The organism is Rhodococcus sp. 15-725-2-2b (genome assembly GCF_002259075.1).
In the GTDB taxonomy this organism is placed as follows: Bacteria; Actinomycetota; Actinomycetes; order Mycobacteriales; family Mycobacteriaceae; genus Rhodococcoides.
Window position 1 is genome coordinate 156,371 of sequence record NZ_NPFL01000011.1, and the last position, 12,956, is coordinate 169,326.

At 65.5% G+C, this 12,956-nt stretch carries 12 protein-coding genes; 5 read left to right on the forward strand and 7 right to left on the reverse strand.

The genetic code is table 11. The features are described 5' to 3' along the window. The first annotated feature begins 102 nt into the window (after positions 1-102). The 3 genes from CH306_RS14620 (at position 103) to CH306_RS14630 (ending at position 4,384) form a co-directional block, all read left to right on the forward strand. Positions 103-1,299: a DUF885 domain-containing protein gene (locus CH306_RS14620; RefSeq protein WP_094646959.1), complete on the forward strand. Its 1,197-nt coding sequence runs from the start codon at positions 103-105 to the stop codon at positions 1,297-1,299. Positions 1,300-1,346: 47 nt separating this feature from the next. Then, the gene (glyA, locus tag CH306_RS14625; RefSeq protein ID WP_032394025.1) at positions 1,347-2,630 is read left to right on the forward strand and encodes a serine hydroxymethyltransferase; all 1,284 of its coding nucleotides are present in this window, start codon (positions 1,347-1,349) and stop codon (positions 2,628-2,630) included. A 428-nt stretch (positions 2,631-3,058) separates the two neighbouring features. Next, complete coding sequence (locus CH306_RS14630; protein ID WP_179272886.1) at positions 3,059-4,384, forward strand: PhoH family protein; 1,326 nt, start codon at positions 3,059-3,061, stop codon at positions 4,382-4,384. Between the two features lie 117 nt (positions 4,385-4,501). Here CH306_RS14630 and CH306_RS14635 read toward each other — a convergent pair whose 3' ends face one another. Then, entirely contained in the window at positions 4,502-4,909 is a 408-nt protein-coding gene (locus CH306_RS14635; protein ID WP_094646961.1) for a limonene-1,2-epoxide hydrolase family protein, read from the reverse strand. Further along, positions 4,906-6,498 (reverse strand): serine hydrolase, encoded by a 1,593-nt coding sequence (locus CH306_RS14640; protein WP_094646962.1) that lies wholly within the window; start codon positions 6,496-6,498, stop codon positions 4,906-4,908. The genes CH306_RS14635 and CH306_RS14640 overlap by 4 nt, the downstream gene beginning before the upstream one ends. A gap of 129 nt (positions 6,499-6,627) precedes the next feature. Here CH306_RS14640 and CH306_RS14645 point away from each other — a divergent pair, with 129 nt between their 5' ends. Then, positions 6,628-7,485, forward strand: a complete 858-nt coding sequence (locus CH306_RS14645; protein ID WP_032394029.1) for an acyl-ACP desaturase — start codon at positions 6,628-6,630, stop codon at positions 7,483-7,485. Positions 7,486-7,586: 101 nt separating this feature from the next. Here the strand turns inward: CH306_RS14645 and CH306_RS14650 are convergent, their stop codons facing one another. Together CH306_RS14650 and glpX are read right to left on the reverse strand one after the other, a co-directional pair. Beyond that, positions 7,587-8,987 carry a class II fumarate hydratase gene (locus CH306_RS14650; protein WP_032394030.1) on the reverse strand — a complete coding sequence of 467 codons (1,401 nt, stop codon included), beginning with the start codon at positions 8,985-8,987 and terminating at the stop codon, positions 7,587-7,589. A 47-nt stretch (positions 8,988-9,034) separates the two neighbouring features. Further along, complete coding sequence (glpX, locus tag CH306_RS14655; protein ID WP_032394031.1) at positions 9,035-10,075, reverse strand: class II fructose-bisphosphatase; 1,041 nt, start codon at positions 10,073-10,075, stop codon at positions 9,035-9,037. A 135-nt stretch (positions 10,076-10,210) separates the two neighbouring features. Here glpX and CH306_RS14660 point away from each other — a divergent pair, with 135 nt between their 5' ends. Next, on the forward strand, positions 10,211-10,783 hold the full coding sequence (locus CH306_RS14660; protein WP_094646963.1) for a DUF4245 domain-containing protein: 573 nt from the start codon (positions 10,211-10,213) through the stop codon (positions 10,781-10,783). On the opposite strand, the gene CH306_RS14665 is transcribed toward CH306_RS14660, so the two are convergent. Genes CH306_RS14665 through CH306_RS14675 form a run of 3 tightly spaced genes read right to left on the reverse strand, consistent with a single transcriptional unit; the run spans position 10,780 to position 12,892 of the window. Further along, on the reverse strand, positions 10,780-11,001 hold the full coding sequence (locus CH306_RS14665; RefSeq protein WP_032394033.1) for an exodeoxyribonuclease VII small subunit: 222 nt from the start codon (positions 10,999-11,001) through the stop codon (positions 10,780-10,782). The genes CH306_RS14660 and CH306_RS14665 overlap by 4 nt on opposite strands. Before the next feature lie 14 nt (positions 11,002-11,015). Next, positions 11,016-12,278: an exodeoxyribonuclease VII large subunit gene (xseA, locus tag CH306_RS14670; RefSeq protein WP_094646964.1), complete on the reverse strand. Its 1,263-nt coding sequence runs from the start codon at positions 12,276-12,278 to the stop codon at positions 11,016-11,018. Beyond that, entirely contained in the window at positions 12,275-12,892 is a 618-nt protein-coding gene (locus CH306_RS14675) for a lipid droplet-associated protein (protein ID WP_094646965.1), read from the reverse strand. The genes xseA and CH306_RS14675 overlap by 4 nt, the downstream gene beginning before the upstream one ends. Between the last annotated feature and the right edge of the window lie 64 nt (positions 12,893-12,956).

Consider the following 12,956-nt stretch of genomic DNA (forward strand, 5'->3'; position numbering starts at 1 on the left):
TCGGCTGAGCTCCTGTCGAGCGCGAGTCGCATGGTTCCAGATTGTGCTCGGTGCCGGTCGATCGCGCACGGGCGGGGTCGTTCGCCGTACTAGGGTTCGGTTATGGATGCTGCTTCCCTCGTTCGTGAATACCTGCTGCTGGGCCTGAGTTTCGACCGGCTCGAAGACGGATTCGTCGACGCGTACACCGGCGATCCCGAGTTGCGTCGTATCACCGAGAACGCCCCCGCGCCCGAGCCGCGTGAGCTGATCCGTCGAGCACAGACACTGCGCGCCGAGCTCGGCAACGTCGATCTGACGCCCGAGCGCACGACGTTCCTGGACGTCCACCTGCGCGCACTCGAATGCTCGGCACGCAAGTTCGCAGGCGAGGACATCGGCTTCGTCGACGAGGTCTACGCCTACTTCGACGTCCGAATCTCCGCGGGCGATCAGGACCAGTACCTGCAGGCACACCGCATGATGGACGAGGTCCTCGCCGGTCCCGGGTCGCTGGGCGAACGGTTGATCGCGCATCGCCGAGCCGACGTGATTCCGGCCGACCGACTGCAGGACTGTGTCGAGGCGTTCTCGTCCGCACTGCGCGACCGCGTCCGCGCCGAGTACACATTGCCCGACACCGAGAAAGTGACCTACGAGGTCGTCGGCGACAAGCCGTGGTCGGGGTTCAACTACTACCTCGGTGACTACCGGTCGACCGTCGCGCTCAACTCCGACATCGAGCAGCAGATGGCCAATCTGCCGCACCTGATCGCACACGAGTCCTATCCCGGCCACCACACCGAGCACTGCCGCAAGGAGACCGGCCTGGTCGGTGCAGGCCAGCTGGAGCAGACGCTGTTCCTGGTCAACACCCCGCAGTGCCTGATGGCCGAGGGCCTGGCCGATCACGCCCTCGGGGCCATCGTGGGCGAGGGCTGGGGCCTGTGGGCGCAGGAGATCTACGCCGATCTGGGTCTGCGGTTCGACGGCGACAAGGCCGAGCGTCTCGCGGCCGCGTCGAGCCGGCTGCTGGGGGTGCGCCAGGACGCCGCGCTGCTCCTGCACGATCAGCACAAGAGCGAGGACGACGTAGCCGCCTACCTGGAGCGATGGTCGTTGGCATCGCCGCAGCGCGCCCGGCACAGCCTGCGGTTTCTGTCCTCCCCGCTGTGGCGGGCGTACATCAGCACCTACGTCGAGGGCTACAAGCTGCTGGCCGGCTGGCTCGACCGTGGCGAGACGGCGAGTGAGCGCGCACAGCTGTTCGGCAGGCTGCTCGACGAGCCACTGACACCCGGTGCAGTGCGCGTCTCGTAAACTGGCCGAGCCCCCTTCATTCTGCTGTCCCTTTGGAGACTCCTGTTATGACTGACGTCAACAACCTGTCACTGGCCGAACTCGATCCCGAGGTCGCCGAGGCGATGGCCGGTGAGCTGGGGCGTCAGCGCGACACTCTCGAGATGATCGCCTCGGAGAACTTCGTCCCCCGCGCGGTGTTGCAGGCCCAGGGCAGCGTCCTGACCAACAAGTACGCCGAGGGCTACCCAGGCCGCCGCTACTACGGCGGTTGCGAGCACGTCGACATCGTCGAGGATCTCGCGCGCAACCGCGCGAAGGAACTCTTCGGTGCCGAGTTCGCCAACGTGCAGCCGCATGCAGGTGCACAGGCCAATGCCGCCGTGCTGATGGCCCTGATCAACCCGGGCGACAAGATCATGGGCCTCGACCTGGCGCACGGCGGCCACCTCACGCACGGCATGAAGCTCAACTTCTCGGGCAAGCTCTACGAGGTCGAGTCGTACGGGGTGTCGAAGGAAGACCACCGGATCGACATGGACGAGGTGCGCAAGCAGGCCATCGCCGCCAAGCCGCAGGTGCTCATCGCCGGCTGGTCTGCCTACCCGCGCCACCAGGACTTCGCTGCGTTCCGCTCCATCGCCGACGAAGTGGGCGCACTGCTCTGGGTGGACATGGCGCACTTCGCCGGACTCGTCGCCGCAGGCGTGCACCCCTCGCCCGTGCCGTACGCGGACGTCGTCTCCTCGACCGTGCACAAGACCCTCGGTGGACCCCGCTCCGGCATCATCCTGGCCAAGAAGGAATGGGCCAAGAAGCTCAACTCCGCGGTGTTCCCCGGCCAGCAGGGCGGTCCGCTGATGCACGCCATCGCCGCCAAGGCCGTCGCCTTCAAGATCGCTGCGACGCCCGAGTTCAAGGAACGCCAGGAACGCACCCTCCTCGGGGCGTCGCTGCTCGCCGATCGCCTCACCGGTGCCGACGTGGCAGACAAGGGCATCTCCGTCCTCACCGGCGGCACCGACGTGCACCTCGCGCTCGTCGACCTGCGCAACTCCGAGCTCGACGGCCAACAGGCCGAGGACCTCCTGCACGAGGTCGGCATCACCGTCAACCGCAACGCAGTGCCCTTCGACCCGCGCCCGCCGATGGTCACCTCCGGCCTGCGCATCGGCACCGGCGCACTGGCAACCCGCGGATTCGGCGAGGCCGAGTTCACCGAGGTGGCCGACATCATCGGCACCGCCCTGGCCACCGGCGAGGCCAGCGATTCCCTCAAGGACCGCGTCGTGAAGTTGGCACAGAGCAAGCCACTGTACGAGGGCCTCGAAGACTGGGGACTGCTGGGCTGACCCAGCACTCTCGCCCACCCGGTCCGCGTCAATGGACCATTGCAGCGCCCAGACGTATGCAGTGGTCCATTCACGCAGAACCCTGGTCTGGGTCAATGGACCATTGCCGCGCCCAGACGTGTGCAATGGTCCATTGACGCATCCGGGGAGGGCACTCTCGGCACCGCTCGATTGCCGACCTGGGTCGATTCGGCCGTAACGCGTTGTTCACCGACACGCCAGACTTCCAACGAGCCGAACCTCGATTTCGGCGGTACCGTCGGCAGTAACAGGCAGCGGGGAAGCTACCTGTGCGGGAGGTTCTGATACGTGACTGAGCTAGTGAGCGCGAGAGGGCCGGTACCCGGTCCTCGTGTCACCTGACACATCGGACCCGACCGGCCGAGCGACAGAGTTTGCGCGGTACCGCGCAGACGTAGGAGCCCCACGTGACCACTTCACGCTCCGTTTCCGCCCCTCTTCGGACATTCGTGCTCGATACCTCGGTTCTGCTCTCGGATCCGTGGGCAGTCATCCGGTTCGCCGAGCACAATGTGGTACTTCCGCTGGTCGTCATCAGCGAGTTGGAGGGCAAACGCCACCATCACGAATTGGGATGGTTCGCGCGGGAATCCTTGCGCATGCTCGACGACCTGCGCGTCGAGTTCGGTCGACTCGACCAGCCGGTTCCCATCGGAACATCGGGCGGCACACTGCAAGTCGAGCTCAATCACACCGATCCCTCGGTACTTCCCGTCGGATTCCGCACCGACTCCAACGATTCTCGAATCCTCGCCTGTGCCCTCAATCTGAAGGCAGAGGGCAAGGACGTCGTGCTCGTCAGCAAGGACATTCCGTTGCGCGTCAAGGCCGGTGCCGTCGGTCTCCCCGCCGACGAATACCACGCACACGACGTGGTGCCGTCCGGTTGGACCGGAATGACCGAACTCGAAGTACCGTCCGACGCAGTCGACACGCTGTTCAACGACGGCGTCATCGACCTCGTGGAAGCGCGAGACCTGCCGTGTCACACGGGAGTTCGACTGCTTGCCGGACGGCAGAGTGCACTGGGTCGCGTCACGCCGGACAAGCAGATCCAACTCGTGCGCGGTGAGCGTGAGGCGTTCGGCCTGCACGGCCGTTCGGCGGAACAGCGAGTGGCGCTGGATCTTCTGCTCGACGAGAGCATCGGCATCGTCTCGCTCGGCGGAAAAGCAGGCACCGGTAAGTCCGCTCTGGCGCTGACCGCCGGACTGGAGGCCGTTCTCGAACGTCGCTCGCACCGCAAAGTCGTTGTCTTCCGGCCTCTCTACGCCGTCGGTGGCCAGGAGCTCGGCTACCTCCCCGGTAGCGAGAGCGAAAAGATGGGTCCCTGGGGTCAGGCGGTCTTCGACACCCTCGAAGGGCTCGCGAGCCCGGAGGTGATGGAGGAGGTCATCGCCCGCGGAATGCTGGAAGTGTTGCCACTGACACACATTCGCGGCCGATCGCTGCACGATTCCTTCGTGATCGTCGACGAGGCGCAGTCACTCGAACGCAACGTGCTGCTGACGGTTCTGTCCCGGCTCGGTTCGGGCTCACGCGTCGTACTCACCCACGACGTCGCTCAGCGAGACAACCTGCGCGTCGGACGACACGACGGCGTCGCTGCAGTGATCGAAAAGCTCAAGGGTCACCCACTTTTCGCGCACATCACCCTCACCCGCAGCGAGCGTTCACCGATCGCGGCACTGGTGACGGAAATGCTCGAAGAGTTCGGGCCTTCGGGAGCCTGATCCCCCTGGGAGCGTGGAGCCTGCGGGTCGTTCCGCAGGCTCCACTCCTGCCTTCAGGGTCGTTTCGCAGGCTCCACTCCTGCCTCGTACCCCACTACGAAGTTCCGCTCACAGGGGTCACCGGCCGAGCACGGCCCGGAATGCTCCTCGCACAAACCCTTTCAGGAAGTCGACGTTGTCGAAGTAGTCCCGCCACACGGCTACTCTGCCGTCGCGCAGCTCGAAGGTTCCGCACACCCAGAACTCGATTCGGAGTCGTCGCCAGATCAGCACATCGGTGCGCTCGGTGAGCACGACGTCTCCGTCTGCAGCGATGTTGTGCACGATCACGTCGAAGCCGAACGCAGGCTTGGCGAGCGTCGCCATGAACCTGCCCACGTTCGAGTGGCCGCGAACCTTCGGTAAGCCGACGTTGTGCCACACGACGCGTTCGTCGAGGAGCGACATGGCGCGCTCGGTGTCTCGACTTCTCAAAGCGTCGAACAGATCTACTACGGTTTCGGTTGCCTGCTGTGTGTCAGTCACTTGGTGAATCGTCCCAATCCATCGCCGTCGAAGAACTCCAGGGTCAGCGTGTTCCCGTCGAACGTCGCCTCGGAAACGGTTCCGTCGGGTGCATTCTCACCGGTCGGCTCGAACGTGAACGTATCACCGTCCCAGGGCGACAACTCGTAGGAGGTTCCGTTCGGCCCGATGGCCAACACCAGTTTCCCGTTGACCTCCGTTATCGTCGCAGGCCCCCAATAGCTGTTCTGGTACACCCCTGTGTACGACGTGAGAGGTTGTGGTGCAGCAGCATTCGTGGGCGGGGTCTTGCCTGCGAGCTCGCCCTCCGGTTCGCTCATGCCGGCAAAGGCGTTCTTGTACAGCGTTCGCCAGTCCTCCCGCACCTCGCCGAACTGGACGAGGTCAGCGAACTCGGCGGTCACCGTTTCGGCGATGCCGATGGGTGCGGCATTGGTCAGTACGACGATGGCCACGTCGAGGGATGGAATCCAGACGAAGTTGGTGCCCGCTCCGAGCGCGAATGCTCCCGAATGGCTCACCGTCGTGCGACCGGCGGCACTGGTGGAGACGTTGAATCCGTAGCCGTAGTAGCCGGCGCGTGAATCCGGTGTCTCCGACGGGCTCGAGACGATCTGCGCGCTGATCGCGGGCAGGAGGGCTTCGGGGTCCACGAGCTGTCGTCCGTCGTGGTTTCCGTCGGCGATCAGCATCGTCAGCCACTTCGCGAGGTCGTTCACCGAGGAACTGACGCCGCCGGCCGGGGTCTGTGGATCGGGTTCCCGCTGGTACTTCGCCTGGTATTCGCCGTCGACGAGTACGTGGGGTACGGCCCGGTCGGCCCGCGCGATGTAGTCCGCGAACGACGAGCTGGTCGAGGTCATGCCGAGCGGGCCGTAGATCGTGTCCTGGCTGAGGGTGTCCCAGTCCTTGCCCGACGCCGCAGCGACGGCCTCGGCCGCAGCCGTGATGCCGAAGTTGGTGTAGTGGTACGTGGAGCGGAACGGGTCGAGGGGGACCTCGCGCAGGCGTTCGAGAATCTGCCTGCGGTCGTAACCGAGGTCCTCGAGCAGATCGCCTTCGTGCTCGGGCAGCCCGCTTCGATGTGCATAGAAGTCGCCGACCGTGACGTTCTGGGTCACCCATGGATCGTCGAGCGCGAACCATGGCAACTGCGAGACCACCGGCGTCGACCAGTCGACCACGCCCGCTCCCACCTGGGACGCGATGACCGTCGCACCCACCGATTTGGACAGCGACGCCAACTGGAACACGGAGTCCCCGTCGACCGGGTCGTCCGTGCCCACTTCGCGAACGCCGAACCCCTTCGAGTAGACGACGTCGGATCCGTGCACGACGGCTATGGCCATCCCGGGAATGTTCGACGACGCCATCAGCTCCTCGACGATGCCGTCGAGCTTGCCGACCGCGTCGTCGACGCGGCCGTCGGGAACGTCGACTCCTGCGACCTGACCAGGCGAGAGATCGCTGGTCGGTGCAGGCTCGGAGGTGGGTGGACTGTCTGCGGTCGGGGCGTCGTTCGAGCATCCGACCAGCACGATCATGGAGCATGCAACAGCAAGACACAGAAAATTTCGACCCGACCGCATCACGAGGAGTCCTCACTTCGATGACTGGATGCACCTGAGAATAGACCCGCAACGACCTGGCGTTAGGAGAATTCACAATGGTCAGGGGCGCGACGTCGGGCGCTCGGGTGTAGGCGCTACGGTTACCGCATGTCTACGAACCTGTCCGACGGTGATCTGCTGGTCCGTTTGGAGCCCGCGGTCGAAGAGAATCTACGACGCCACATCGAGGCAGCGAGCGATTGGCACCCCCATGACCTCGCGCCGTTCGACGACGGCAAGAATTTCGCGTTCCTCGGTGGCGAGGACTGGTCGCCCGAGCAGTCGCATCTCAGCGATGTCGAAATCCTGTCCGCCACGGTCGGCGTGCTGGTGGCCGACAACCTGCCTGCGTACCACCGCGAACTGGCCCACGCGCTCACCGGCCTCGGTGCCTGGTGGAAGTGGACCGGCCGATGGACGTCGGAGGAGAACCGGCAGTCGATAGTGTTGCGCAACTTCCTGGTGCTCACCCGCGCAGTCGATCCGGTCGCCCTGGAGCGGGTACGGATGGAGCACATGACGCTCGGATACGATGCGCCCAGTCAGCATCTGCTCGACATCCTGGCGCATTTCGCCATCGAGGAGGCCGCTGCCGCCCTGCGTAACCGCAACACCATCGCTCTCGGCAAGGATCCGGTGTTGGCCACCATCCTCGGCAAGATCGCCGACGACGACGCCCTGCAGTCGACGTTCTACGCCAATATTCTGAACGAGGCCTTCGCCGTGGTTCCCGATCAGGCCGCCCGCGCCATCGCAGACCGGATCAACGGATTCAAGATTCCCGAGGTCGACCTGCCGGACCGCGGCAGCAGCACCGCCGCTCTCGCCGAAGCCGGAATCTACGACGCCGATCAGGAACGCGAGAAGGTGTTCAAGCCGCTGCTCGCGGGCTGGAAGATCTTCGATCGCACCGATCTGGGCGAGGACGGCCTGAAGGCACGCGAGGAACTCGCTCACCTCGCCTGATTGTTCGGCCCCTTTCGAAAGCGTGAATGGTCCATTGCACACGTCTCGGCGGTGCAATGGACCATTCACGCGTTCAGGGGTTCGGCGGGCGAACGGGAAAGCTAGTCCTTGACCTTCGCCATGGCGAGGACGTCGAGGCGCTTGTCGAGTTCGGCTTCGCTGAGCTTGTCGCCGATCAGTCCGCGGTCGATGACCGTCTGACGGATCGTCTTCTTCTCCTTCAGTGCCTGCTTGGCGACTGCGGCGGCTTCCTCGTAGCCGATCGCGGAGTTCAGCGGCGTCACGATGGACGGCGAGGACTCGGCGAGGGTCTTGAGGTGCTCGACGTTGGCTTCGAGGCCGACGACGCACTTGTCGGCGAACAGTACCGAGACGTTGGCGAGCAGCTTGAACGACTCGAGGACGTTGCGCGCCATCATCGGGATGTAGACGTTGAGCTCGAATGCGCCCGACGCGCCACCGAATGCGACTGCGGCGTCGTTGCCGATGACCTGAGCCGCGACCTGCGTAACAGCTTCGGGCAGAACGGGATTGACCTTGCCGGGCATGATGGAGCTGCCGGGCTGCAGGTCGGGGAGGGCGATCTCGCCGAGTCCGGTGAGCGGTCCCGATCCCATCCAGCGAATGTCGTTGGCAATCTTGGTCAGTGAGACCGCGATGGTGCGCAGTGCGCCCGAGGCCTCGACGAGTCCGTCACGTGCGGCCTGCGCCTCGAACGAATCCTTGGCGGCGGTCAGTGCGTCGATGCCGGTCGACTCGACCAGTGCTGCAACGACTTTCGGGCCGAAGCCGTCGGGTGCGTTGAGTCCGGTGCCGACGGCGGTGCCGCCGATGGGCAGTTCACCGAGCCGCGGCAGGGTGGCCTCGACGCGTTCGATGCCGGCTTCGATCTGACGGGCGTAACCGCCGAATTCCTGACCGAGGGTGACCGGAACGGCGTCCATGAGGTGGGTGCGGCCGGATTTGACGACGTGCTTCCACTCCGTTGCCTTGGTCACGAGAGCCTCGTGGAGGTGACGCAGCGCGGGCACGAGCGACGTCACGGCTGCCTCGGTGGCGGCGACGTGAGTGGCCGTCGGGAACGTGTCGTTGGAGGACTGCGACATGTTCACGTGGTCGTTGGGGTGCACCTCGACGCCTGCCGCCTTGGCGATCGACGCGATGACCTCGTTGGCGTTCATGTTCGAGCTGGTGCCCGAGCCGGTCTGGAAGACGTCGATCGGGAACTGGTCGTCGTGCTTGCCGTCGGCGATCTCGGTGGCGGCGGCGATGATCGCGTCGGCCAGCGTGCCGTCGAGCAGACCGAGGTCTTTGTTGACCTGCGCGCAGGCTGCTTTGAGCAGGCCCATCGCGCGAATCTGAGTGCGCTCGAGCGGACGGCCCGAGATGGGGAAGTTCTCCACGGCACGCTGTGTCTGGGCACGCCAGAGCGCATCGATGGGAACGCGAACCTCTCCCATCGTGTCGTGCTCGATCCGGAACTGCTGTTCGTTCTCTGTCATTGACCTCTTGCCTCGGTAGGGGAGCGGAAACTTCGTCGAGCGGACGGTCAGAAGGACGGGATGGCGCCGGAGGTGTCGCCGTCGAAGTCGATGGTCGAGTACTCCTTGAGCTTGTTGAGCTGGTGGTACGCGTCGATCATGCGGACGGTGCCGGACTTCGAGCGCATCACGATGGACTGCGTGTGTGCACCGCCGCCCGAGTATCGGACGCCCTGGAGCAGGTCGCCGTCGGTGACGCCGGTCGCGGTGAAGAAGACGTTCTCGCCCGAGACCAGGTCTTCGGTGGACAGGACGCGATCGAGATCGTGTCCGGCGTCGATCGCCTTCTGGCGTTCGTCGTCGTCGGTCGGAGCCAGCATGCCCTGGTGGACGCCGCCCATGCAGCGCATCGCGGCCGCCGCGATGATGCCTTCGGGAGTTCCGCCGGTGCCCATGAGGATGTCGATGGGGGAGGTGGGTCGGGCGGCGGCGATGGCACCCGCGACGTCGCCGTCGGAGATCAGACGAATGCGAGCGCCGGTGTCGCGCACCTGCTGGATCAGTTCGGCGTGCCGGGGTCGGTCGAGGATGCACACCGTGACGTCGGAGGAGGATCCCTTCTTGATCTTGGCGACGCGGGCGATGTTCTCCGCGACCGGTGCGGTGATGTCGATGACGTCGGCGAAGTCGGGTCCGACGGCGATCTTCTTCATGTAGAAGACGGCGGACGGATCGAACATGGCACCGCGCTCGGCGACCGCGAGAACGGAGATGGCGTTGGGCATGCCCTTGGCCATCAGCGTTGTGCCGTCGACGGGATCGACGGCGAAGTCGACCTCGGGGCCGTTGCCGTTGCCGACCTGTTCGCCGTTGTAGAGCATCGGCGCTTCGTCCTTCTCGCCCTCGCCGATGACGACGACGCCGCGCATCGAGACCGAGCTGACCAACTGACGCATGGCGTCGACTGCTGCTCCGTCGCCACCTTCCTTGTCGCCGCGACCGACCCAGCGACCCGAGGCGAGCGCACCGGCCTCGGTGACGCGTACGAGTTCGAGTGCGAGGTTGCGATCTGGCGCCATGGCGCGAGTGGACTCGGTGCTGGCCGTCATCGGTTTGTAGCCTCCTGGTTGGTGGGGTGTTACCCAGGCGCGATTATCTCACTTCTGTGATGCCCGCGGTGGGGTCGGGTCGTCTGTGAGGCACGCGCCGACCGAGCACTGCTGCGCAGAGGGGATACTGGTGAGGTGGCGAACAGCAAACCCCGGATTCTCAACAACAGCCGCGACATGGTGTGGTCGCTCATACCGCTGGTCATCGCATGTTTGCTGATCGCCGGTATCGCCAGTCAGTGCTCGCTGAGCCCCGGTGGGCCCAAGCAGGGCCCCATCCCCAACTTCGACATCGACACCGCGCTGCAGTACGACGCGTCCGAAATCGGCTTTCCGGTGCGCAATCCGGCTGTTCCCGAGGATTGGACCCCCAACTCGGGCAGTCGTCCGACGATCGCAGGCGACAACGGCGGACCGGTGTCGACTGTCGGATACATCACCGGATCGGGTGCGTATCTGCAGCTGACCCAGACCAGCGCCGTCGAGGAAGTGTTGGTTCCCTTCGTCGCCGGCGAGGAGACGGTGTACGCGTCGGGCACGCAGAACGTGTCGGGTCGGGACTGGGTCGTCTACGGCGAGGAGGGCTCGCGAAAGTACTGGGTCTCGGACTTCGGTGACGTGCGAATCCTGCTGGGCGGTACTGCAGGCACCGAGGACTTCACCACGCTGGCCGAGTCCCTCGAGGTGACCGAACCGCTCACGCCCTAGCTGTGCTTCTCGGTACTCGCGAGCGCGGTCTCGATTCGCTTGCGGGCACCGGCGAGCTGCTCCTCGCAGCGAGTGGCCAGCTGCTCTCCCCGCTCCCACAGGGCCAGGGAGGCATCGAGATCGAGCCCGCCCTGCTCGAGGATCTTCACCACGCCCACCAATTCGTCGCGGGCCTCTTCGTAGCCCAGTTCCGATACCGGCTTGTCGTTCTCGCTCATGCGTACTCCTTCTGTCATTTGACTCGCCCCATGACTGCGGCGGTGACGGCACCGTCGGCCACGCGCACTCTGATCTGTGTACCCGGTGGCGCGTCCTCGACCGAACGCAGAACCTCGGGATCCGAACCCGCGACCACCCGCTGTACGACGGCATAGCCTCGAGCAAGTGTGGCAGCAGGCCCCAGCGTCGACAGCCTGGCCCGCAGATGTTCGACGAGCGTGTCCTGTGTGGTGAGTTCGCGCTGTACGTCGCGTCGGGCCGCATCGAGCAGCCGCCGAATCTCCTCGCGACGCTGCTCGAGTGCGGCCAGTGGGTCCGCCAGCACCGGTCGGTGTCGAAGCATGTCCAGGCCGCGTGCCTCGCGCTCGACCCAATTGCGCAGCGCTGCAGCACTTCTCGACTTCAATTCCGAGACGAGAGCTTGTTCGGCGACGGCGTCGGGCACCACGAGTTTGGCGGCATCGGTAGGGGTTGCGGCCCGCAGGTCGGCCACGTGATCGCTGAGCGGGCTGTCGGGCTCGTGGCCGATCGCACTGACGATCGGCGTGGTGGCGCGAGAGATGGCGCGGCACAGGGCCTCGTCGGAGAACGGCAGCAGATCCTCGACGCTACCGCCGCCTCGGGCGAGGATGATGACGTCGACGGCGGGGTCGTCGTTCAGCTCCTTCAGGGCGTTCAGAATCGCCGGCACCGATTGCGGACCCTGAACAGGTGTGTTGCGAACCTCGAATCGGACCGCGGGCCAACGCCTCTGCGCGACGGTGAGCACGTCCTTCTCGGCTGCGCTGGCGCGTGCGGTGATCAGGCCGATGGTGCCCGGCAGGAACGGCAGCGGACGTTTCAGGCGCGGGTCGAACAATCCTTCCGCGGCGAGCAGGGCTCTGAGTCGTTCGATGCGAGCCAGCAGTTCGCCGACGCCCACCGCGCGAATGTCCGTGGCGCGCAGCGAGATCGTTCCCCTGCCGGTGAAGAACGACAGCTTGCCGTAGAGGATGACGCGGGCACCCTCGGTCAGCGGAACGGGTGAACGATCGAGCAACTGCGGCGAACACGTCACCGACAGCGACATGTCGGCCGACGGATCGCGCAGTGTCAGAAAGGCCGTTCTGGTGCCGGGGCGAGCGTTGATCTGGGTGAGCTGCCCCTCCACCCAGATGGAGCCGAGCTTGTCGATCCAGCCGGCGACCTTCATGGCGACGGTACGCACCGGCCATGGCTGTTCGGCGGTGCTCGCGCCTGGTTGGGTGGGACCGGACTGAGTAGGGGGAGTGCTCACTTGGCCTTGGCGGTGGTGATGCGGTTGGCGAGCATCGTCTGGAACGGTGCGCGGGAGAGCGTGTCGTTCTCGTACTCGAGGAGAGTTTCGAGGTCCTCGATCGAGAGTGTGCGCAGGCGCGCGCGCAGCTGCGCCAGGGCGAGGGTGTCGAAGTCGATCATCTCGACGATCTCGGGCTTGTCGGCGGAGGGAGCGCGCTTGGCCGAGGTGTCCTGGACCGGCTCGTCCAGCGGAGGCGTCGAGTACAGAGCGAAGCGGCCGTTCGCAGCGACGGGCTCGGTCACGGGGGCGTCGGGCACATCGACGTCGTCGGTGATGACAGCGGCGTCGAATCTCGACTCGGTGTCGAAGGTCTCGTCTCCGTCGTCGTCGAAGCTGGCCCAGGCGGGCTGCTCCTCGGTCGGGGTCCCGATGACCGGCAGGGTCGCGATGATCAGATCGCCCTTGATGGCCAGCGCCGTCACCTGCTGCTGGAATCGCATGCCACGCGCCAGTGCCTCGCTGACGACCGTCATCGGCAGCATCAGGGCGGAACCGGGAAGCTTGCGAGCCTCTTCCACGACGGTCACGGCGACGCCTGCAGCCACGCGCGCTGCAAAGGGGACTCGAGTCATGTGCACCAGACTGCCCGAAACCGTGAACTTTGGGTAGCCGACAGGCGGTACGACCCACTCCAGC

Excerpts from the sequence above, each read along its gene's own strand:
- CH306_RS14675 (WP_094646965.1), bottom strand. The coding sequence starts at position 12,892 with ATGACTCGAGTCCCCTTTGCAGCGCGCGTGGCTGCAGGCGTCGCCGTG.
- CH306_RS14640 (WP_094646962.1), bottom strand. The coding sequence starts at position 6,498 with ATGCGGTCGGGTCGAAATTTTCTGTGTCTTGCTGTTGCATGCTCCATG.
- glyA (WP_032394025.1), top strand. The coding sequence starts at position 1,347 with ATGACTGACGTCAACAACCTGTCACTGGCCGAACTCGATCCCGAGGTC.
- CH306_RS14665 (WP_032394033.1), bottom strand. The coding sequence starts at position 11,001 with ATGAGCGAGAACGACAAGCCGGTATCGGAACTGGGCTACGAAGAGGCC.
- glpX (WP_032394031.1), bottom strand. The coding sequence starts at position 10,075 with ATGACGGCCAGCACCGAGTCCACTCGCGCCATGGCGCCAGATCGCAAC.
- CH306_RS14620 (WP_094646959.1), top strand. The coding sequence starts at position 103 with ATGGATGCTGCTTCCCTCGTTCGTGAATACCTGCTGCTGGGCCTGAGT.
- CH306_RS14645 (WP_032394029.1), top strand. The coding sequence starts at position 6,628 with ATGTCTACGAACCTGTCCGACGGTGATCTGCTGGTCCGTTTGGAGCCC.
- CH306_RS14650 (WP_032394030.1), bottom strand. The coding sequence starts at position 8,987 with ATGACAGAGAACGAACAGCAGTTCCGGATCGAGCACGACACGATGGGA.